Annotated in this window: 21 protein-coding genes; 13 read left to right on the forward strand and 8 right to left on the reverse strand. The window is 70.5% G+C overall.

What is annotated here, in order from left to right; translation table 11 throughout:
- Positions 1-32 precede the first annotated feature (32 nt).
- Complete coding sequence (locus ACFYWS_RS08545; protein WP_389271277.1) at positions 33-722, forward strand: copper homeostasis protein CutC; 690 nt, start codon at positions 33-35, stop codon at positions 720-722.
- Between the two features lie 208 nt (positions 723-930).
- Here the strand turns inward: ACFYWS_RS08545 and ACFYWS_RS08550 are convergent, their stop codons facing one another.
- Positions 931-2,895: a HelD family protein gene (locus ACFYWS_RS08550; protein WP_389271819.1), complete on the reverse strand. Its 1,965-nt coding sequence runs from the start codon at positions 2,893-2,895 to the stop codon at positions 931-933.
- A gap of 356 nt (positions 2,896-3,251) precedes the next feature.
- On the opposite strand from ACFYWS_RS08550, the gene ACFYWS_RS08555 reads away from it, so the two are divergent.
- Positions 3,252-3,908 carry a hypothetical protein gene (locus tag ACFYWS_RS08555; RefSeq protein ID WP_389271280.1) on the forward strand — a complete coding sequence of 219 codons (657 nt, stop codon included), beginning with the start codon at positions 3,252-3,254 and terminating at the stop codon, positions 3,906-3,908.
- Positions 3,909-4,020: 112 nt separating this feature from the next.
- Entirely contained in the window at positions 4,021-5,259 is a 1,239-nt protein-coding gene (locus tag ACFYWS_RS08560; protein WP_389271283.1) for a Cmx/CmrA family chloramphenicol efflux MFS transporter, read from the forward strand.
- A 2-nt stretch (positions 5,260-5,261) separates the two neighbouring features.
- On the opposite strand, the gene ACFYWS_RS08565 is transcribed toward ACFYWS_RS08560, so the two are convergent.
- Both ACFYWS_RS08565 and ACFYWS_RS08570 read right to left on the reverse strand, forming a co-directional pair.
- Positions 5,262-5,522, reverse strand: coding sequence for a DUF4031 domain-containing protein (locus ACFYWS_RS08565; protein WP_389271286.1), 261 nt, complete (start codon positions 5,520-5,522; stop codon positions 5,262-5,264).
- Positions 5,519-5,899 carry a hypothetical protein gene (locus tag ACFYWS_RS08570; protein ID WP_389271290.1) on the reverse strand — a complete coding sequence of 127 codons (381 nt, stop codon included), beginning with the start codon at positions 5,897-5,899 and terminating at the stop codon, positions 5,519-5,521. Before ACFYWS_RS08570 ends, ACFYWS_RS08565 begins: the two co-directional genes overlap by 4 nt.
- A gap of 75 nt (positions 5,900-5,974) precedes the next feature.
- Here ACFYWS_RS08570 and ACFYWS_RS08575 point away from each other — a divergent pair, with 75 nt between their 5' ends.
- The 3 genes from ACFYWS_RS08575 (at position 5,975) to ACFYWS_RS08585 (ending at position 9,583) form a co-directional block, all read left to right on the forward strand.
- On the forward strand, positions 5,975-6,895 hold the full coding sequence (locus ACFYWS_RS08575) for a MurR/RpiR family transcriptional regulator (protein WP_389271293.1): 921 nt from the start codon (positions 5,975-5,977) through the stop codon (positions 6,893-6,895).
- A 110-nt stretch (positions 6,896-7,005) separates the two neighbouring features.
- Positions 7,006-7,953 carry an N-acetylmuramic acid 6-phosphate etherase gene (gene murQ, locus ACFYWS_RS08580; RefSeq protein WP_389271296.1) on the forward strand — a complete coding sequence of 316 codons (948 nt, stop codon included), beginning with the start codon at positions 7,006-7,008 and terminating at the stop codon, positions 7,951-7,953.
- Positions 7,954-8,023: 70 nt separating this feature from the next.
- Positions 8,024-9,583, forward strand: coding sequence for a PTS transporter subunit EIIC (locus ACFYWS_RS08585; protein ID WP_389271299.1), 1,560 nt, complete (start codon positions 8,024-8,026; stop codon positions 9,581-9,583).
- 69 nt (positions 9,584-9,652) lie between these two features.
- Here the strand turns inward: ACFYWS_RS08585 and ACFYWS_RS08590 are convergent, their stop codons facing one another.
- A complete protein-coding gene (locus tag ACFYWS_RS08590) occupies positions 9,653-9,856 on the reverse strand; it encodes a hypothetical protein (RefSeq protein ID WP_389271302.1) in 204 nt (67 codons plus the stop codon).
- A 170-nt stretch (positions 9,857-10,026) separates the two neighbouring features.
- Here ACFYWS_RS08590 and ACFYWS_RS08595 point away from each other — a divergent pair, with 170 nt between their 5' ends.
- Together ACFYWS_RS08595 and ACFYWS_RS08600 are read left to right on the forward strand one after the other, a co-directional pair.
- Positions 10,027-10,833 carry a hypothetical protein gene (locus tag ACFYWS_RS08595; protein WP_389271305.1) on the forward strand — a complete coding sequence of 269 codons (807 nt, stop codon included), beginning with the start codon at positions 10,027-10,029 and terminating at the stop codon, positions 10,831-10,833.
- A 69-nt stretch (positions 10,834-10,902) separates the two neighbouring features.
- Positions 10,903-11,193, forward strand: a complete 291-nt coding sequence (locus ACFYWS_RS08600; RefSeq protein WP_389271309.1) for a hypothetical protein — start codon at positions 10,903-10,905, stop codon at positions 11,191-11,193.
- A gap of 57 nt (positions 11,194-11,250) precedes the next feature.
- On the opposite strand, the gene ACFYWS_RS08605 is transcribed toward ACFYWS_RS08600, so the two are convergent.
- On the reverse strand, positions 11,251-11,472 hold the full coding sequence (locus ACFYWS_RS08605) for a hypothetical protein (protein ID WP_389271312.1): 222 nt from the start codon (positions 11,470-11,472) through the stop codon (positions 11,251-11,253).
- Between the two features lie 116 nt (positions 11,473-11,588).
- Here ACFYWS_RS08605 and ACFYWS_RS08610 point away from each other — a divergent pair, with 116 nt between their 5' ends.
- From ACFYWS_RS08610 to ACFYWS_RS08630, 5 genes are all read left to right on the forward strand, one after another.
- Positions 11,589-12,428: a helix-turn-helix domain-containing protein gene (locus tag ACFYWS_RS08610; protein WP_389271315.1), complete on the forward strand. Its 840-nt coding sequence runs from the start codon at positions 11,589-11,591 to the stop codon at positions 12,426-12,428.
- Positions 12,409-12,639: a DUF397 domain-containing protein gene (locus tag ACFYWS_RS08615; protein WP_389271318.1), complete on the forward strand. Its 231-nt coding sequence runs from the start codon at positions 12,409-12,411 to the stop codon at positions 12,637-12,639. The genes ACFYWS_RS08610 and ACFYWS_RS08615 overlap by 20 nt, the downstream gene beginning before the upstream one ends.
- A 269-nt stretch (positions 12,640-12,908) precedes the next feature.
- Entirely contained in the window at positions 12,909-13,796 is an 888-nt protein-coding gene (locus tag ACFYWS_RS08620) for a hypothetical protein (protein WP_389271321.1), read from the forward strand.
- A gap of 94 nt (positions 13,797-13,890) precedes the next feature.
- Positions 13,891-15,429 (forward strand): RNA-guided endonuclease IscB, encoded by a 1,539-nt coding sequence (gene iscB / locus ACFYWS_RS08625; protein WP_389271324.1) that lies wholly within the window; start codon positions 13,891-13,893, stop codon positions 15,427-15,429.
- 68 nt (positions 15,430-15,497) lie between these two features.
- The gene (locus ACFYWS_RS08630; RefSeq protein WP_389271327.1) at positions 15,498-16,175 is read left to right on the forward strand and encodes a Uma2 family endonuclease; all 678 of its coding nucleotides are present in this window, start codon (positions 15,498-15,500) and stop codon (positions 16,173-16,175) included.
- Between the two features lie 98 nt (positions 16,176-16,273).
- Here the strand turns inward: ACFYWS_RS08630 and groL are convergent, their stop codons facing one another.
- The 3 genes from groL to ACFYWS_RS08645 form a co-directional block, all read right to left on the reverse strand.
- Positions 16,274-17,899 carry a chaperonin GroEL gene (gene groL / locus ACFYWS_RS08635; RefSeq protein WP_266712587.1) on the reverse strand — a complete coding sequence of 542 codons (1,626 nt, stop codon included), beginning with the start codon at positions 17,897-17,899 and terminating at the stop codon, positions 16,274-16,276.
- Positions 17,900-18,212: 313 nt separating this feature from the next.
- The gene (locus ACFYWS_RS08640; RefSeq protein WP_030576453.1) at positions 18,213-18,419 is read right to left on the reverse strand and encodes a cold-shock protein; all 207 of its coding nucleotides are present in this window, start codon (positions 18,417-18,419) and stop codon (positions 18,213-18,215) included.
- Positions 18,420-18,851: 432 nt separating this feature from the next.
- Positions 18,852-19,127: a MoaD/ThiS family protein gene (locus ACFYWS_RS08645; RefSeq protein ID WP_389271331.1), complete on the reverse strand. Its 276-nt coding sequence runs from the start codon at positions 19,125-19,127 to the stop codon at positions 18,852-18,854.
- Between the last annotated feature and the right edge of the window lie 25 nt (positions 19,128-19,152).

The raw sequence follows: 19,152 nt of genomic DNA on the forward strand, positions 1-19,152 counted from the left end.
GGCCCCGGGCAGGTCGATGGGACAGGAGCCTCATGAGCAAGCGTGCAGTCCTGGAGGTGATCGCCCTCGACGCCGAGGACGCGATCGCCGCTCAGGCCGGGGGTGCGGACCGCCTTGAGCTGGTCACCGACATGGCGGCGGACGGACTGACGCCGTCGGTGGACACGTTCACGGCGATCCGCCGCGCGGTCGACATCCGGCTGCGCGTGATGCTGCGGCTCGCGGACGGCTTCGACGCGGGCGACGTGTCGGCGCTCGTACGGGCGGCTCGGGAGATGCGGGCTGCCGGGGCGGACGAGTTCGTGCTCGGGTTCCTGGACGAGCACGGTGGCCCCGACCTCGCGGCCGTCGAACGGATCGTGGCGGAGCTCGACGGCTGCCGGTGGACGTTCCACCGGGCGATCGACCGGGCCGCGGACCGCGATGCGCTCCGCAAGCAGCTCGCCGATCTGCCGGGTCTCGACACGTACCTCACCGCCGGTTCGGCGGACGGGGTGGACGCCGGGCTCGACGTCCTGCTCGCGGAGGCGGCCGCCTCCGGCGAGCCGGGGTACGAGCAGCAGATCCTGGTCGGCGGGGGGCTCCGCCTGGACCATGTGCCGGGGTTGCGGGCGGCGGGGGTCTCGGCCTTCCACATCGGCGGGGCGAGTCGTCCCGAGGGGTGGGGGGCTCCGGTTTCGGCGGAGGCGGTGGGGGTGTGGCGGGCGGCGTTGGACGGTTAGCCCGCCGGTCCCTGGCCCCCCCGTCCTTACGCCACGGGGCTCCGCCCCGGACCCCGCGCCTCAATCGCCGGCGGGGCTTGATATGCCCACCCGCCGCCGGGGCATGCGGGCTGCCGCAACCGCCTTGGGCAATCTGCCGCCTTGGGCGGCAGGGTGGGCAAGGCGGCGCCCCGGTGCCGCGCGGCAGGTGCGGCGGCCCCTGCCACGGTTAGACCAGTTGCCCCGGCAGGGGTGTCGTGTGGGTCACCACGAGGCCGGACACCGCGCGGGTCAGTGTGACGTACAGGCGCCGCAGGCCCGTGCGCTCGTCCGGTTCCCCGTCGACCACGGCGGCCGGTTCGTCCAGGACCACGTAGTCGTATTCGAGACCCTTGGCGAGCGACGCCGGGACCAGCGTCAGCCGCGCCTCGGCCGTCGTCTCCTCGCCCGGGGCGAGATACGCGAGCCCTGCCCCCGCCAGCGCCGCGCCGAGCGCCCCGCACCGCGCGTCCGCCGCGATGAGCCCGACCGAACCCTCGCTGCGCAGCGCCTCGACGCACGCCGCCACCACGTCCCCGGCCCCGGCCACCGGCCGCACCTCGAACGCCCCCGGGTTCTCCCGGACCGACGCCACCGGCGTGAGCCCCGGCGCGATGTCCGGCAGCAGCAGGGACGCGTACGTGATGACATCCGTCGGTACGCGGAAGCCCGCCGTCAGCTCCTCCACCACCGCGTCCGACTTGCCGAGGTGGGACAGCGCCTCGTCCCAGCTCCGCGTCGCCCACGGCGTCGTACCCTGCGCGAGATCCCCGAGGACCGTCACCGAGCCCGTCGTCGCGCGCCGCCCGACCGCCCGGTACTGCATGGGTGACAGGTCCTGCGCCTCGTCGAGCACCACATGGCCCAGCGAGTGCGTCCGCTCGATCAGATCGATCGCCTCGTCGATCAACACCGTGTCCGCGGCAGCCCACTTGGCGCTCTTCACGCTGCGCGCCGGCTTCTCCCAGAGGATCGTCTTCTGCTCGTCGGCGTCGAGCAGCCCCTCCGCGTGCTCGGCCAGGAAGTCACCGTCCGACAGCAGGCGCAGCACCAGCTTCGCCGGATCGACGGCCGGCCAGACCTCCTTGACCACGGCCTTCACCGCGGCGTTGCGCGCCACCGCGTTCTGCACCCGGTCGTCGGGCGCCTCGCCCGCGCGCTCCATCTGGACGAGCACGGCGTGCGCGATCCGCTGCGGCAGCGCCTCCCGCGCCGCCCCGTACCGCATGTCGCGCGCCATCAACTCCCGGACCATCTCCTCCAGTTCGTACGACGGAACCCGCCAGCGGCGCGAGCCCCGCACCACCACGACCCCTTCGCCCGGCAGCGCGATGTGCGAGCGCAGCGCCCGCCGCAGCACCTCGGCCATGCGCGCGTCGCCCTTCACCAGGGCGGCGGCGGGGTCGTCGACGCCCCGCACCTCCACATGCGCGACAAGGTCGTCCACCGTCGCCTGCTTGACCTCCAACTCGCCCAACGCGGGCAGCACTTGCTCGATGTAGTGGAGGAAGGACGCGTTCGGCCCGATGACCAGCGTCCCGGTACGGGCGAGCCGCTCCCGGTGCGCGTACAGCAGATACGCGACACGGTGCAGGCCGACGGCCGTCTTCCCGGTCCCCGGACCGCCCTGTACGCATACGGACCCGGCGAGCCCGGCCCTGACGATCTCGTCCTGCTCCGGCTGAATGGTGGCGACGATGTCGCGCATCGGGCCGACGCGCGGCCGCTCGATCTCCTGCTGGAGCAACTGACTGGCCCGCTCGGCCTCTGACGGGTCGGTGAGGTGCTCGTCCTCGTACGCGGTGAGCTCGCCGGCCGTGTAACCGAAGCGGCGGCGCAGCGCGACGTCCATCGGGTTCTTCTTGGAGGCCCGGTAGAAGGGCTGGGACACGGGCGCACGCCAGTCGATGACCATCGGGTCGCCGTCGGCGTCGTGCACGTGCCGCCGCCCGATGTAGAACTTCTCGCCCTCGGCGCCCTCGGCGACGTCCGCCCCCGGGGCGTGCAGATAGTCGAGGCGACCGAAGAACAGCGGGGTGTGGCTGAGGTCGGCGAGCGCCTTGATCCGCTCGTCGATCTGGTGCTGGAGCACCTCGGCGTTCACCCAGTTCGCGGTGACGTCGCGGATGTCGAGCGCCTCCGCGTCCTCGCGCATCGCGCGCAGCGCGGAGCGGGAGGAGACCAGGTGCGTGCGCTCGCGCTCCAGCGGTGAGGACGGTGCGGACGAGGGCGCGGACGACGGCGGTGACGTGCTCACGGGGTTCTGCCTCCGGATCCAGGTACGTGTATAGAACGTTCCCGGCCGGTTTCCGTCCGGTCGGCGGCGCTCCGGCTGGCCGCCGGTGGGGGCGGGTACAGGGAGGCGGGCAGACGGGCGAGTGTACGGGACGGGTACCTGCCGGTGCCAACGGTTTTCCCCGGCCGCGCCGTCCACCGGCCACGGGGCTCCGCCCCGGACCCCGCTGCTCAATCGCCGCAGGGGCTCGGACGGACGGGGCTAGGGTCGACCCCATGACGTACGACGACCACACGGCCACCCCGGACCTTCGTGAGCGCTGGGCCCGCAGTCTGCGCGCCGCGACCGCGGACAAGGACCTCGACCCGTATCCGTACGCCGACAACCTCCTCGCCCGGTGGTCCGAGCCGCAGCGCAAGTACCACACGGTCGACCACCTCACGGCGGTGCTCGACCACATCGACGTGCTGGAGGAGCACGCGGAGCGTCCCGAGCTCGTCCGGCTCGCGGCCTGGTTCCACGACGCGGTGTACCGGCCCGACCGCTCGGAGAACGAGGAGCGGTCCGCAGCGCTGGCCGAACTCGCCCTGTCGGAAGCCGGGTTGAGCCCCGAGGACATCGCCGAGGTGGCCCGTCTCGTCCGCCTCACCGTCACCCACGACCCGGCCGAAGGCGACACCGACGGCGAGGCGCTCTGCGATGCCGACCTGGCGATCCTGGCCGCGCCGACACCCGCCTACGCCGCGTACACCAAGGCCGTCCGCGCGGAGTACGCCTTCGTGCCGGACGAGGCGTTCCGCGAGGGCCGGGCCGGGGTCCTGCGGCAACTCCTCGACCTGCCACGTCTGTTCCGGACCCCGCACGGCAGGTCCCACTGGGAGTCCGCCGCCCGCGAGAACCTGACGGCCGAACTGGACCTGCTCACACCCTGACCCGCCGGCCCGTCCGGGAATGCCACCCGTCACGCCCCGGTTGGCTCCTTACATGTCCCCACAGCCCAATCCGCCCAGCCCAGGCTCCCCGGTCCCCCGCTCCAACACCCGCATGCCCCTTGCCGTCTACATCCTCGGCCTCAGCGTCTTCGCCCTCGGCACCAGCGAGTTCATGCTCTCGGGCATCCTCCCCGCGGTCGCCGACGACATGGACGTCACGATCCCGCAGGCCGGGCTGCTGATCTCGGCCTTCGCGATCGGCATGGTCGTCGGCGCCCCGCTGCTCGCGGTGGCGACGCTGCGCCTGCCGCGCCGGACCACCCTGATCTCGCTCATCACGGTGTTCGGCCTGGGCCAGATCGCGGGCGCGCTCGCCCCGACCTACGCGATCCTGTTCGCCTCCCGCATCGTCTCGGCCCTCGCCTGCGCCGGCTTCTGGGCGGTCGGCGCGGCCGTCGCCATCGCGATGGTGCCGGTGAACCAGCGGGCCCGCGCCATGGCCGTCATGATCGGCGGCCTGTCCATCGCGAACGTGCTCGGCGTCCCGGCGGGCGCGTTCCTCGGTGAAGGGCTCGGCTGGCGCGCCGCGTTCTGGGCGGTCGGCGCCGCCTCCGCGATAGCCCTCGTCGGCATCGTGACGCTCGTGCCGAAGATCCCGCTGCCCGCCGAACGGCCGCGCCTCAAGCGGGAGTTGAGCATCTACGCCGACCGCCAGGTGTGGCTGTCCATCGCCGTCACCGCGCTCGCCGCGGGCGGCGTCTTCTGCGCGTTCAGCTACCTCTCACCGCTCCTGACGGACGTCGCGGGCCTGCCCGAGAGCTGGGTCCCGGCCGTGCTCGCCCTGTTCGGATTCGGCGCTCTCGCCGGTACGACGCTGGGCGGGCGGATCGCCGACGCGCACCTCTTCGGGGTCCTGCTGACCGGCATCACCGCGTCCACCGTCTTCCTCGCGGCGCTCGCCGTGCTCGGCCACTTCGCGGTCGCGGCGGTGGCCCTGTCGTTCCTGCTCGGCTTCTCCGCCTTCTTCACGGCGCCGGCCCTCAACGCCCGGATGTTCAACGTCGCGGGCGCCGCGCCCACCCTGGCGGGCGCCACCACGACCGCCGCCTTCAACCTCGGCAACACGGGTGGCCCCTGGCTCGGCGGCACGGTCATCGACGCGGATCTCGGCTATCCGGCGACGGCGTGGGCCGGCGGCGCGATGACGGTTATCGCCCTGGCGCTGACCGTGGTGTCGGTGCGGTTGCACCGGCGTACGACTTCTAGGGTCGTCGCAGGTTCCGGCGGTACCGTGCCCGACGTCGCGGGGCTCCGCCCCGAACCCCGCGCCTCAAACGCCGGCGGGGCTTAATATCACCGCCCCTTCCGCCTCCGCAGGCCCGCCTCCGTAAGCCTGCGCACCAGCTCCTTCGAGCCGATCTCGACCGCCCCCGCGCGCACCGCGTCCACGTACCGGTGCGACGGGAGGTCGTAATGGTCGCGCTCGAAGGCGCGCGGCGGGACGCCCAACCGCTCGGCGAACGCGTGGAGTTCGTCGTACGAGACATCGCTGACCAGGTGTGACCACATACGGCCGTGGCCCGGCCAGTCCGGCGGGTCTATGTAGACCGTCACCCCGTCACCGACCCGAGGCCACCGACCGGCGCCACGGTCACGCCCGCCTCCGAGCACACCCAGTGCGGATCCGCGCCCAGCTCCGGCTCGACGTCCAGCGCGTGCGGGGCCTGCGCGCCCGAGCCGGGTCCGCACACCGGGCACAGCGGCCAGCGGCCGTGCCGCTCCAGGATCCCGTCCTGGACGTCCTGGGCGACGAGCCCGGTCACGAACTCCACCCCCTCCGGCCACTGCTCCACCCACCAGCGCCGCGAGACGATCGACTCCTCCACCAGCGAGACGATGTCCGGATCCGCGACGTCGCCCGTCTTCAGGTCCGCGAGCACGAGCGCGCGGGCCGCGTGCAGGGCCTGCTCCAGGGGGCTGATGGTGTCCATGGACCCAATTGTGTGCCATACGGCACGGTCGAAGGACTCTTGACCGGACCCGCCCTCGAAAATATCTTTCATTACGTGAGCAATGACGTGAAGGAAAGTTTCGCCGGGGACGCGCCGCCGGCCCCCGCGGCCCTCGCCGCCAAGGTGCGCACCCTCGCGCCGTCCATGACCCGCTCCATGCAGCGGGTCGCCGAGGCGGTCGCAGCGGACCCGGCGGGCTGCGCCGCCCTGACCGTCACCGGACTCGCCGAGCTCACCGGCACCAGCGAGGCCACGGTGGTGCGCACCGCCCGCATCCTCGGCTACCCCGGCTACCGGGACCTGCGCCTGGCGCTCGCCGGGCTCGCCGCCCAGCAGCAGTCGGGCCGGGCGCCCGCCGTCACCGCGGACATCGCCGTCGACGACCCGCTGACCGACGTCGTCGCCAAGCTCGCCTACGACGAGCAGCAGACCCTCGCCGACACCGCCGCCGCGCTCGACATGACGCAGCTCGGCGCCGCCGTGACCGCCATGGCGGCCGCGGGCCGCGTCGAGATCTACGGCATGGCGGCCTCCGGCCTCGTGGCCCAGGACCTCGCGCAGAAGCTGCTGCGCATCGGGCGGCACGCGTACGCGCACTCCGACCCGCACCTGGCCGTCCACAACGCGGTGACGCTCCGCTCGGGGGACGTGGCGGTGGCGATCACCCACTCCGGCACCACCGGCGACGTGATCGAGCCCCTGCGGGTCGCCTTCGAGCGCGGCGCCACCACGATCGCGATCACCGGGCGGCCCGGCAGCCCGGTCTCCCAGTACGCGGACCACATACTGACCACGTCCATCGCCCGCGAGAGCGAGCTGCGCCCCGCGGCGATGTCCTCCCGCACCAGCCAGCTCCTGGTCGTGGACTGCCTGTTCGTAGGCATCGCCCAACGCACCTACGAAACGGCGGCGCCCGCGCTCTCCGCGTCCTACGAGGCCCTGGCCCACCGCCATCGAGCGACGCAACGCAAGTAGTTCAAGCCCCGCCGGCGATTGAGGCGCGGGGTCCGGGGCAGAGCCCCGCGACCGTAACGCCGCCCCAGCGCAACAGCACCCTCCCTCCCGCACAGAGAGCCGACCCCCTCATGACCGCCACCCCAGACGCCCCCTACGCCGACCTCCGCGCCCAACTGGCCACGCTCACGACGGAGGCGTTCCGTCCGGAACTCGCCGAGATCGACCAGCTCTCCACGCTGGAGATCGCGAAGCTGATGAACGGCGAGGACGCCTCCGTCCCCACCGCCGTCGCCGCCCAGCTCCCCCAGATCGCCGCCGCGATCGACGGCATCGCCGAGCGCATGGCCCGCGGCGGCCGCCTCATCTACGCGGGCGCCGGCACCGCGGGCCGGATGGGCGTCCTCGACGCCTCCGAGTGCCCGCCCACCTTCAACACGTGGGACGGCCAGGTCGTCGGCCTGATCGCGGGCGGCCCTCCCGCCATGGTCAAGGCCGTCGAGGGCGCCGAGGACTCCAAGGAGCTCGCGGCCGCCGACCTGGACGGCATCGACCTCACCGCGAACGACATCGTCGTCGGCATCTCGGCCTCGGGCCGCACCCCGTACGCGATCGGCGCCGTCGAGCACGCCCGCACCCGCTACGGCGCGCTCACCGTCGGCCTGTCCTGCAACGCGGACAGCGCGCTCGCGGGCGCCGCGGACCACGGCATCGAGGTCGTCGTCGGCCCCGAGCTGCTCACCGGCTCCACCCGCCTGAAGGCGGGCACCGCCCAGAAGCTCGTGCTCAACATGCTGTCGACGATCTCCATGATCCGGCTCGGCAAGACGTACGGAAACCTCATGGTCGACGTACGCGCCTCCAACGAGAAGCTGCGGGCCCGCTCCCGCCGCATCGTCTCCCTCGCCACCGGCGCCGACGACGCCGCCATCGAGGCCGCTCTCGCCGCGACCGACGGCGAGGTCAAGAGCGCCATCCTCGTCATCCTCGGTGACGTCGAAGGCCCCACCGCCGACCGCCTCCTCACGGAGTCCGACGGCCACCTGCGCGCCGCGCTCGCGGCCGCCGCCACCCAGTAAGCCCCCAGCCCCCACACCCCAGCACCCACCCGTCCCCGAGCACCACCTGCACAGCAAGGCAAGACGCACCATGGCCGATAACGCCGAGAACAAGAACCGCGCCGTCGCCGCCGCGATCCTCCCGCTCGTCGGCGGCGCAGCGAACGTCACCTCCGTGGTCCACTGCATGACCCGCCTCCGGCTGGGTCTCGCGGACCGTTCGCTCGTCCAGGACGAAGCGCTCAAGGCGCTGCCCGACGTCATGGGCGTCGTCGAGGACGACACGTACCAGATCGTCCTCGGGCCGGGGAAGGTCGCCCGGGTCACGCCCGAGTTCGAGACCCTGGTCGAGGAGGGCAAGGCCGCCGCCCCGGCGCCCGACCCCGCCTCGCCCGGCGCCTCCGCCGACGACCTCGCCGCCCAGGGCGCGGCGATCAGGGCGCAGCAGAAGGCGAAGAACGCCACCCCGTTCAAGCTGTTCCTGCGCAAGATCGCCAACATCTTCGTGCCGCTGATCCCGGCCCTGATCGGCTGCGGCATCATCGCCGGCCTCAACGGCCTGATGGTCAACCTGGGCTGGCTGCCGTCGGTCACCCCGGCGCTCGCCGCGATCGCCTCCGGCTTCATGGCGCTGATCGCCGTGTTCGTCGGCTACAACACCGCCAAGGAGTTCGGCGGTACGCCGATCATCGGCGGCGCCGTCGCGGCGATCATCGTGTACCCGGGGATCGCCGACATCTCGGCGTTCGGCCAGGACCTCTCCCCCGGTCAGGGCGGTGTCCTCGGCGCGCTGGGCGCGGCGGTGCTCGCGGTCTACATCGAGAAGTGGTGCCGCAAGTGGGTGCCCGAGTCGCTCGACGTGCTGGTCACTCCCACCCTCACCATCCTGATCTCCGGCCTGGTCACGATCTTCGGCCTGATGTTCGTGGCGGGCGAGGTGTCCACCGCCATCGGCACGGGCGCCAACTGGCTCCTGGAGAACACCGGCATCTTCGCCGGCGCGGTCCTCGGCGGCCTCTTCCTGCCCCTCGTCATGCTGGGCCTGCACCAGGCACTGATCCCGATCCACACCACGCTCATCGAGCAGCAGGGCTACACGGTCCTCCTCCCGATCCTGGCGATGGCGGGAGCGGGCCAGGTCGGCGCGGCGATCGCCGTCTTCAAGAAGCTCAAGCACAACAAGTCGATCCGCAACACCATCAAGTCGGCGCTCCCCGCGGGCTTCCTGGGCGTCGGCGAGCCCCTGATCTACGGCGTCTCGCTCCCCCTCGGCCGCCCCTTCATCACCGCGTGCGTCGGCGGCGCGGCGGGCGGCGCGTTCATCGGCCTCTTCTCGATGCTCGGCACCCAGGTCGGCTCGACGGCCATCGGCCCGTCCGGCTGGGCCCTGTTCCCGCTCCTCGACGGCAACAAGGGCCTGGGCCTGACCTGCGCGGTCTACCTGGGCGGCCTGCTCGTCGGCTACATCGTCGGCTTCCTGGCGACGTACTACTTCGGCTTCACCGACGAGATGATGGTGGAGTTCAACCAGGACGTCGACGCGGGCGAATCCCCCGAGGCCCGCGCCGAGGAGGGCCCCTCGGCCCCGGTCCTGGAGTCGGACTCCGCGGCCGATGACTCCTGCGAACCGAAGGAACCGGCGAAGGTCTGACCCCGGTCACCACGAAGGGCGGCACCCCACGGCACGGGGCGCCGCCCTTCGCGTACGTACTGCTGCTGCCTAGCCGAGCGGCTCGTAGGAGCCTCGGTGGTACACGCCCGGCTCCAGGGGCACCAGGCCCAGGCCGCTCAGCACCTGCAAGGTCTCCCACTCCTCGTCCGACATGATCACGGTTTTGGAGTCCGGAACCGGATCACGATCGGCGGCGGACGCCACAGGAGCCCCCGCCCCCGCCAGGGCCCCCACCGCGAGAACCGTCGTCATCACACGCATACGCAAGCTGTTCGTCATGCCCGCCCAACGAGCGGCGTCCTCCTCGGGTCACCGGCCCGGTGACGCCGCGGCTCGCCTCCCGTCATATAGTTCGAGCGCCGACATTTCTTTCACAGGCCGCACACATCCTTCGGCCGTTCGACGACCGGAGCACGACCTTCTTGCGCGCCACCGCCCTGCCCCTGATCTCTGTCCTCCTGACCGCCGCCGCCCTGTGCACCGCCTGCTCGGCAGGAACGCGGTCCGACACAGGGAAGAACGGCTCCGCCGAGTCCCCCGCCGATCACGCCGCAACGGTACGAGCCGCGGTCGGGGCCACCCGCTCGACCTCCGCGCACACGGCGCAGCAGGTGGACCTGTCCGCCGGCACCCGGACGTTCCGGATCTCCACGACCGGCGGCTTCGACATGGCCGCCGACCGCGGCGAGCTGACCGTACGAATGCGGGAGCAGCCCGCGATCGAGGTCCGCGAGGTCTTCGCGGGCGACGACGTCCACGTGCGCGGCGCCTCGGCCCTTGACGCAGGCTGGGGCACCGTCCCGCGTGCCAAGGCCACGGCCCACGCCCTGCTGCGCGCGCCGCTCAACGACCCCGAGTACCTCCTCGGTCAGATCGCCGACCTGCGCGAGGTCTCGGACGAGGGCGAGGAGACCGTCGGCGGCGTCCGCGCCACGCACTACCGCGGCACCCTGGACCACACCACGATCACCCGCCGTCTGGCGGCCGACACCCGCAAGAAGACGGACCAGCTCCGCGACTACCTGGGCGAGGACATCCCGGTCTTCGCCGACGTCTGGGTGGATGCCAAGGGCCGCGTCGTCCGCGCCCGTACCGCCCTCGATCTGCCGCAGGCCGGTGCCAAGATGAAGGTCACGCTGAACCTGTCGCGTCTGGGCGCGCCGGTAAAGGTGACCGTGCCCGAGTCGAGCACTCCGGCCGCCGACACCAACGGCACCTTCCTTGGCTGACCTGGCCGCCGTCACCCACTGGTCACCGCTCCACATGCGCCCCGCCCGGCCCTCCCGCATCCTGAGCGCATGGCTGACAGCACCCTTTCGAAGATCTCCTGGACCGAGTTCCGCCCGGACCGACGCCGGCTCGGAGCCGGTGCCGTACTCACCGGCATCGGCACGCTGACCGCGATGGCGGGTGTCGGCGTCCTCGTCTACGAGCTGGCCCGCGCGGGCCGCAGCTGGACCGGCACCTGGGACGTCCCCCCGTCCGAACTGGCCGCCCGCACCCTCCACCAGGCGCAGGCAGCAGCCACGAGCGCCACGCGCGCGGGCCGCGACACCTGGCAGAGCTTCTCCGAGCAGTCCTCGGCCTGACCCGTCCCTTCCGGTCGGCCGAAACCGCGCCCGAGGCTCCCCGCCTCGGGCGCGGCTTCACTCGCGGCCCCGCCCCTCATGCAGGACGGCGACGATCCGCATCGCCGTATCGAAGTTCACGCACCCGAGGTCGACGAGCGGATACCCGACCTCACCTGCGGCCGAGACCGGGTCGACCCTCAGTGACGGCAGCACGATACCCAACGCCCCGGTCTCCGCCCGCAGTTGAGCCACCACGTCCTCGACCACCCGCAACCGCCCCGCGTCCCGCACCGCCATCACGCACTCCTTCACTCCGAGTTTTGCTTTCGCCACACAGAGTGACCGCCCCGGCTCTACGCTGGCCAGGGGCATCGGCCCAACAGACGCCGCTGCTGGACCGGGAGTTGATGCACGTGACCGGACCGAAGGACCTCGACCCGTCATCCCGCCGCGTCATGATCGGCGAAGAGCTGCGCCACGCCCGCGAGAGAGCGAACCTCACTCAGCAGGCCCTGGGTGAGTTGCTGTTCGTCAGCGGTTCCTACGTCGGCCAGATGGAGGCGGGCACGCGACGCATCCTGCCGGACATGGCGGTTCGCCTGGACGAGGAGCTGAATACGGGTGGCTTCTTCGCCCGCAACTGCGAGAAGGCGAACAAGTCCAAGTTCCCCGACCACTTCGCGGAGGCGGCGGAGGCGGAGGCCATAGCGACGGCCATCCGCCAGTACGCCGCGCTGCTCATCCCCGGCCTGCTCCAGGCGCGGGCCTACGCGGAGGCGGTCTTCCGCGCCTACCAGCCCACCGCGCCGGACGAGCGGATCGACGGCCTCGTCGCCGACCGGCTGGCGCGGGCGCGCCTGCTCGAGGACCCAACAACGCCGTTGTTGTGGACGGTCCTCGACGAGGCGGCACTGCGCCGCACGGTCGGCGGACCACAGGTCATGGCGGAGGCGCTGCGCCACGTTGCCGACTTGGCGCAGCGGCATCGCGCGCTCGTGCAGGTCCTGCCGTTCGACGCGGGTGCGCACGCTTCGATGCACGGCCCCGTCAAGCTGATGGAGTTCGAGAACGCCCCGCCGCTCTCGTTCGTCGACGGGCCCGAGACGGGAAGGCTCACCGACGACCCGGCCACGGTCGCCCGCCACACCTTCACGTTCAACCTCCTTCAGGCAGCGGCCCTCTCACCCCGCGACTCCCTGGCCCTGCTCGACTCAGTGGCGCAGGATTACGCCCATGAGGAACCACACCCCTGAGTACGACCTGAACGACGCCGCCGCCTGGAGCTGGCGCAAGTCCAGCTACAGCGGCGGCGACGGCGGCGACTGCCTCGAAGTCGCCGACGCCCACACACCGGTGACGGGAATCGTGCCCGTCCGGGACTCCAAGAACCCGAACGGCCCGAAGCTCGCGCTCCGGGCGGCAGCCTGGTCCGCGTTCATCGCCGACCTGCGCCGCACCCCGTAACCAACGCCCCGAGGCTCAAGCCCCGAGCCACGAGCCCTGCTTTCAAGGATTGGGAGGTGGGTCTCAACCCACCCTCCCTCCCCGCGAGTTGGCGACGCCGACGCGCGTTCGGTAAACCCAGACACTTTCCGGCATCGGCTTGCCACGGAGGGTAATCACGCTCTAGCGTGCCCGATATACGAACGGCCCCCGCCGGTGCGCCAACACCTGCGAGGGCCTGTCCATCAAGATCCCGACCTAGGGAGATCTCGTGGCTGACGCCAACTCTAGTGCTGCCCCCGCCCCGACGCACGCAGCACCGCCCACCCCGCCCCACCCCCAAGGCGAGCCCGGGCTACGGCAAGCGCTCCGCACCGGACCAACTCCCCCGTACGCGCGCCGACTTCGCGGACCTTCCCGCCCGCGAGGCGCACATCGCCGGATACATCGACCGGCTGCCCGACGGTGCGGACATCTCGGTGAAGACGCTCGCCAACCACCTCCCGTACGGCCAGGCGGCGATGCGCACCGCCCTCAACAACCTGCACCGGGCGGGCCACTTGAGGCGCGACCGCGAACACGTACAGGGCTCTGGGAGCGCACGCTGGGTGACGCGCACCTGGTTCTCCCGCACGGCGCGTGGCGACGCGTGGTGGACGGCGTACGTGCGGGGCGACGTACCGGAGACGGGCCGGGACGCCCCGCCCGAAGAACCACCTCCACGCCCCACCCGCAGCCGCGCGCTGCTCCTCCTCACCGCCCTCGGCCGCACGGCGCCCTCGCTGGCCCTGTCCGCCGCCGAGTGCGACCGGCTCGCGCCGGAGGTGGAGCGCTGGTTCGAGCGGGACGCCACCGAGGACACCCTGCTGCACGCCCTGACGGCCGGTCTCCCCACACCTGTGCACAGCCCGGCCGCACTGCTGCTCCGCCGCCTGACCGACAAACTTCCACCGCCGCCCCCACCACCTGCGAACCGCCCGGTCCTGCGCCTTATCGAATGCGCGAACTGCGGCGCTCCCGGCCGCCCAGAAGCCCTGCCGGGCGGCTTCTGCGCCCCATGCAGCGGCACCCGCCCCGCCTCCCCACCCCCAGGCATCCTCACCCCGGAAGCCGTGCGCACCCGCGCCGCGGAGGCCCGCGCGGCGATGCTCCCCCGCTCCGAAAGGGCACGCGTGTAACGGGATCCCCCTCCTGAAGGAGGGGGCTTTGAGCCGTACTGGCTGAAGGCCGCCGTTACCAGCATCAGCCAACACCACATTGGAGGTGAACAAGTTGGCTACGTTCCGCTCACGACAGAAGACCGACCGGGCTGTGCTTCCTCAGCAGCTCGCTCTCGAATTCGAGTCAGCAGACACCCCCCGGATCGGGGACGAAACGGGGCTCGAACGCCGTGAGGCACCGGGTGCGGAACATGTGCGAGAGGAGACCGACAGTGCTTCACCAGGCACTGTCGGCGTCACCCTCCAGCTCTCCGGGGCCGGGGAGAAGCCGCGTGAGCGGCACCCCTGCGTTTTCGTGCTCGACAAGCACCACCGACCGTTGCAGCCCACCACGCCCGCCAGGGCGCGCAAGCTCCTCAAGAAGGGACGGGCAGTTGTCCACCGGCATACACCGTTCGTCATCCGCCTCAAAGACCGCACCACGGCCGAGTCGGAGATCGACGGTGTAGAACTGGGCGTCGATCCCGGCTCTAAGCACACGGGTATCGCCGTGTTCACCGCTTCCGCTGGTGAGCGTCGCGGCCGTTACAGCGTTCAGCTCGGCCATCGTGGCGTAACAATCCGCAAGAAGATGGAGCAGCGTGCCGCCTACCGGCGCGGACGCCGCACCCGAAACCTGCGCTATCGGGCCCCGCGCTTCAACAACCGCGCCCGCCCGGACGGCTGGCTCGCCCCGTCGTTGAAGCACCGGGTCGTCACCACCCTGTCGTGGGCCAGTCGGCTGGCACGGTGGGCCCCCGTACGGGCGGTGCATGTGGAGTGGGTCGCGTTCGACACCCATGCCATCTCCGCCGGGAAGCCGTTGATGGGCGTGGAGTACCAGAGGGGCACCCTCGCGGGGGCGGAGGTGCGCGAATATCTGCTCGCCAAGTTCGGACGGGCCTGTATCTACTGCGGCATCACCGGCGTACCGCTCAACATCGACCACGTCCGCCCCCGCTCGAAGGGCGGGTCGGACCGGGTGTCGAACCTCGTTTTGGCCTGCGTTAAGTGCAACGAGAAGAAGTCGAACCGGCCGGTTGAGGAGTTCGCACCCACGCAGGCTGCCGACATCCTCAAGAGGGCCAAGGCCCCGATGAGGGACGCCGCCGCCGTCAACTCGACTCGCTGGGCTCTATGGCGAGCCCTGGACGCCATGTTCCCCACCCGCACCGCCTCAGGTGGCCGTACAAAGTGGAACCGCACCAGGTGTGGCCTGCCTAAGACCCACACTCTCGACGCCCTCAACGTAGGCAAACTCGACCGCGTCACCGAAACCGTCACCACGGTCCTGGTCGCCGGATGCACCGGACGCGGAACCCACACCCGAACCCGTACGGACAAGCACGGATTCCCCCGCGTGCGCATGCCCAGGCAGAAGCAGTTCTTCGGCTACCAGACCGGAGACCTTGTCCGCGCTGTCGTCCCCACCGGCAAGAAGACTGGTACTCACACCGGCCGGGTCGCTGTCCGCAGCAGTGGCAGCTTCAACATCACCACCGCCCACGGCACCGTCCAGGGCATCCGTTACCAACGCTTCCGTCTGCTCCAGAGAGCAGACGGCTACGCCTACACCACCCAACCCGAAAGCCCGAGTACAGAACGTGGGTAGCGGACAGCGGTCCGCAGGCTTCTTTTCCTTCCCCACCTCAAGGTGGAGGTATCCACGAAGGAGTTCCGATGCCCCCTGGCACCGCCGACCGCCCTCAGATGAGCGTCGAGGACTTCGAGGAACTCAACCGAAGAGCTCCGGAGAACCTGTGCAACAAGCTTGAATTCCTGGACGGACGGCTGCTCGTGAAGCATGGCCCCATCGACGTCGAGGACTTCGAGGAACTGGCCCGCGTCGCCCCCGAGACGGTGACCTTGGACCTGCTCAACGGAAAGTTAGCGGTCAAGCCCATGTCGGACGGCGACCACGGTTCGATCATCATGTGGCTGATCCGCCAGTGCATGATGCAGCGCCCCGAACTGGCCCTTTACCCAGGGCAGGGTCTGCGGATCGACACGTACCGAAAGGGCTGCATCAAACCGGACGGCGCTCTCACCCCCATCGGCTACTTCGCCGGACAGGACGAGTGGGCCTCCCCCGACGGCGTCCTCATGGCTGTCGAAGTCACCTCCAAAGACCGCGACGCCGACCGCCGCGACCGCCAGGAGAAGCCCCGCGCCTACGCGTACGCCGGCATCCCCGTCTACCTCCTCGTCGACCGCGACAACGACACCGTAGTCGTCCACAGTTCCCCGGAGAACGGGGTCTATCAGAGCCGCCGCCCGTACCACTACGGAGCGACGATCCGCATCCCCGCCCCGGTCACCATCACCCTCGAAACAGAGCGGCTCAAGGAGTACGCGTAGCCAGGGCCCGGCCCAACGCCGAAACGCCCGAGGGCGGCACCATCTCGCGAAGAGATGGTGCCGCCCTCGGGTTACGGACGGGCTGAACCGCGAGCGGCTCAGAAGTCCATGTCACCGCCCGGCATGCCGCCACCGGCAGGCGCGGCGCCGGCCTTCTCGGGCTTGTCGGCGATGACGGCCTCGGTCGTGAGGAACAGCGCGGCGATCGACGCGGCGTTCTGCAGGGCAGAGCGCGTGACCTTCGCCGGGTCGATGATGCCCTCGGCGATCATGTCGACGTAGTCACCCGTGGCGGCGTTCAGACCGTGACCGACGGTCAGGTTGCGCACCTTCTCCACGACGACGCCACCCTCGAGACCACCGTTGACGGCGATCTGCTTGAGCGGGGCCTCCAGGGCGAGCTTCACGGCGTTGGCGCCGGTCGCCTCGTCACCCTCGAGCTCCAGCTTCTCGAAGACCGCGGAGGCCTGGAGGAGAGCGACGCCACCACCGGCGACGATGCCCTCTTCGACGGCCGCCTTCGCGTTGCGAACGGCGTCCTCGATGCGGTGCTTGCGCTCCTTGAGCTCGACCTCGGTGGCCGCGCCCGCCTTGATGACGGCCACGCCGCCGGCGAGCTTGGCGAGGCGCTCCTGGAGCTTCTCGCGGTCGTAGTCCGAGTCGCTGTTCTCGATCTCGGCACGGATCTGGTTGACGCGACCCTGGACCTGGTCGCTCTCACCGGAGCCGTCGACGATCGTCGTCTCGTCCTTGGTGATGACGACCTTGCGGGCACGGCCGAGCAGGTCGAGACCGGCGTTCTCCAGCTTGAGGCCGACCTCCTCGGAGATGACGGTGCCGCCCGTGAGGATGGCGATGTCGCCGAGCATGGCCTTGCGGCGGTCACCGAAGCCCGGGGCCTTGACGGCGACGGACTTGAAGGTGCCACGGATCTTGTTGACGACCAGGGTCGACAGGGCCTCGCCCTCGACGTCCTCGGCGATGATCAGCAGCGGCTTGCCGGACTGCATGACCTTCTCGAGCAGCGGAAGGAGGTCCTTCACGTTGCCGATCTTCGAGTTGACGATCAGGATGTACGGGTCCTCGAGCGAGGCCTCCATACGCTCCATGTCGGTGGCAAAGTACGCCGAGATGTAGCCCTTGTCGAAGCGCATACCCTCGGTGAGCTCAAGCTCCAGACCGAAGGTCTGGGACTCCTCGACGGTGATGACGCCTTCCTTGCCGACCTTGTCCATGGCCTCGGCGATGAGCTCGCCGATCTGGGTGTCGGCGGCCGAGATGGAGGCGGTGGAGGCGATCTGCTCCTTGGTCTCCACCTCCTTGGCCTGCTCGAGGAGGGCGGCGGAGACGGCCTCGGTGGCGCGCTCGATGCCGCGCTTGAGGGCCATCGGGTTGGCGCCGGCGGCTACGTTGCGAAGGCCTTCGCGAACGAGCGCCTGGGCCAGGACGGTCGCGGTCGTCGTGCCGTCACCGGCGACGTCGTCCGTCTTCTTCGCGACCTCCTTGACCAGCTCGGCGCCGATCTTCTCGTACGGGTCCTCGAGCTCGATCTCCTTGGCGATGGACACACCATCGTTGGTGATCGTGGGGGCGCCCCACTTCTTCTCGAGGACGACGTTGCGACCCTTGGGGCCCAGGGTCACCTTGACGGCGTCGGCGAGCTGGTTCATGCCGCGCTCGAGGCCGCGCCGTGCCTCCTCGTCGAACGCGATGATCTTGGCCATGTGAAGTGGTCCTCCCGGACGGGGTGGAAATGCAAGCAAACGGACCGTGCTGGTGCCCGCGACGGACGGCCTGCAGGCCGGGCGGTTCCTTGCACCACCCGACCCCCGGACCTCACCGACCCGATCCAAGTTCTGTCACTCTCACTGGGAGAGTGCTAAGCCCAATGATTAGCACTCGACCCCTGCGAGTGCAAGGCTGCACCCGAGAACCCCTGGTGGGCGCGGGCAGCACGAAGGGCCCGCCCCCCGGTCCAACCGGGAGACGAGCCCTCCACGACGTGCGACGTACAAGCGTGCAGTCTGACGCGCGCGTTCAGCCGGCGGCCACGCGGACCATGTCGGCCTGCGGCCCCTTCTGGCCCTGCGAGATCTCGAATTCAACTCGCTGACCCTCTTCGAGGGTGCGGTAGCCGTCCATCTGAATCGCGCTGTAGTGGACGAAAACATCCGCACCACCGTCGACCGCGATGAAGCCGTACCCCTTCTCCGCGTTGAACCACTTGACGGTGCCCTGAGCCATGCCTAACTCCCCTATTACTGGCCCTTGCGCAGGACCGCACTTCGCGGACCCGGGTCAGACCTCACGCCCCACGGGATATGGGGGTGTGCGCCGGAACGCGTCGACCGCGGCTGAATGTATCTGCCCGACTGCCGTCTGCAACAGGTCAATCGGACGAGAATTCTGGGCACGCCAGATCGGGGAAACCGGGCCAACTCACCGGATCCCAGGGCAAGTCGGGCCGCGTAAATGCCGTAAAAGGCCCGAAAGGGCAGAGCACTTTGGCTACTTCTTGTCGGGCCTCGGGCGAGAACTCATATGCGCCCGTCATGCACCGCACAGGGAAAGGCAGCAGCTTCCCCAACTGTACCGCGCTCAACCATGCAGAATTGCCCCCTCCGCTTCTCTTGCGGAGGGGGCAATTCAGGTAACTCCGGGTGGAACTACAAAGGATCAGCCGCCGGCGACGGCCGGAATGATCGAGACGCCGGCGCCGTCCGGCGTCGCCGTCCCGAGGCCCTGCTCGAAGCGGACGTCGTCGTCGTTCACGTAGACGTTCACGAAGCGGCGCAGCTTGCCCTGGTCGTCGAGGACGCGGGCGGCGATGCCGGTGTGGTTCTTCTCGAGGTCGGCGATGACATCGGCCAGGGTGGCGCCCTCGGCGGCCACCTCGGACTTTCCGCCGGTGTAGGTGCGCAGGATGGTGGGGATACGAACGTTGACGCTCATGGCGGTAACTCCTGTTGCTACAAGT

The sequence above is a fragment of the Streptomyces sp. NPDC002795 genome (genome assembly GCF_042888725.1).
In the GTDB taxonomy this organism is placed as follows: Bacteria; Actinomycetota; Actinomycetes; order Streptomycetales; family Streptomycetaceae; genus Streptomyces.

Excerpts from the sequence above, each read along its gene's own strand:
- ACFYWS_RS08545 (WP_389271277.1), top strand. The coding sequence starts at position 33 with ATGAGCAAGCGTGCAGTCCTGGAGGTGATCGCCCTCGACGCCGAGGAC.
- ACFYWS_RS08550 (WP_389271819.1), bottom strand. The coding sequence starts at position 2,895 with ATGCGCGAGGACGCGGAGGCGCTCGACATCCGCGACGTCACCGCGAAC.
- ACFYWS_RS08555 (WP_389271280.1), top strand. The coding sequence starts at position 3,252 with ATGACGTACGACGACCACACGGCCACCCCGGACCTTCGTGAGCGCTGG.
- ACFYWS_RS08560 (WP_389271283.1), top strand. The coding sequence starts at position 4,021 with ATGCCCCTTGCCGTCTACATCCTCGGCCTCAGCGTCTTCGCCCTCGGC.
- ACFYWS_RS08570 (WP_389271290.1), bottom strand. The coding sequence starts at position 5,899 with ATGGACACCATCAGCCCCCTGGAGCAGGCCCTGCACGCGGCCCGCGCG.
- murQ (WP_389271296.1), top strand. The coding sequence starts at position 7,006 with ATGACCGCCACCCCAGACGCCCCCTACGCCGACCTCCGCGCCCAACTG.
- ACFYWS_RS08585 (WP_389271299.1), top strand. The coding sequence starts at position 8,024 with ATGGCCGATAACGCCGAGAACAAGAACCGCGCCGTCGCCGCCGCGATC.
- ACFYWS_RS08590 (WP_389271302.1), bottom strand. The coding sequence starts at position 9,856 with ATGACGACGGTTCTCGCGGTGGGGGCCCTGGCGGGGGCGGGGGCTCCT.
- ACFYWS_RS08600 (WP_389271309.1), top strand. The coding sequence starts at position 10,903 with ATGGCTGACAGCACCCTTTCGAAGATCTCCTGGACCGAGTTCCGCCCG.
- ACFYWS_RS08605 (WP_389271312.1), bottom strand. The coding sequence starts at position 11,472 with ATGGCGGTGCGGGACGCGGGGCGGTTGCGGGTGGTCGAGGACGTGGTG.
- ACFYWS_RS08615 (WP_389271318.1), top strand. The coding sequence starts at position 12,409 with ATGAGGAACCACACCCCTGAGTACGACCTGAACGACGCCGCCGCCTGG.
- ACFYWS_RS08630 (WP_389271327.1), top strand. The coding sequence starts at position 15,498 with ATGCCCCCTGGCACCGCCGACCGCCCTCAGATGAGCGTCGAGGACTTC.
- groL (WP_266712587.1), bottom strand. The coding sequence starts at position 17,899 with ATGGCCAAGATCATCGCGTTCGACGAGGAGGCACGGCGCGGCCTCGAG.
- ACFYWS_RS08640 (WP_030576453.1), bottom strand. The coding sequence starts at position 18,419 with ATGGCTCAGGGCACCGTCAAGTGGTTCAACGCGGAGAAGGGGTACGGC.
- ACFYWS_RS08645 (WP_389271331.1), bottom strand. The coding sequence starts at position 19,127 with ATGAGCGTCAACGTTCGTATCCCCACCATCCTGCGCACCTACACCGGC.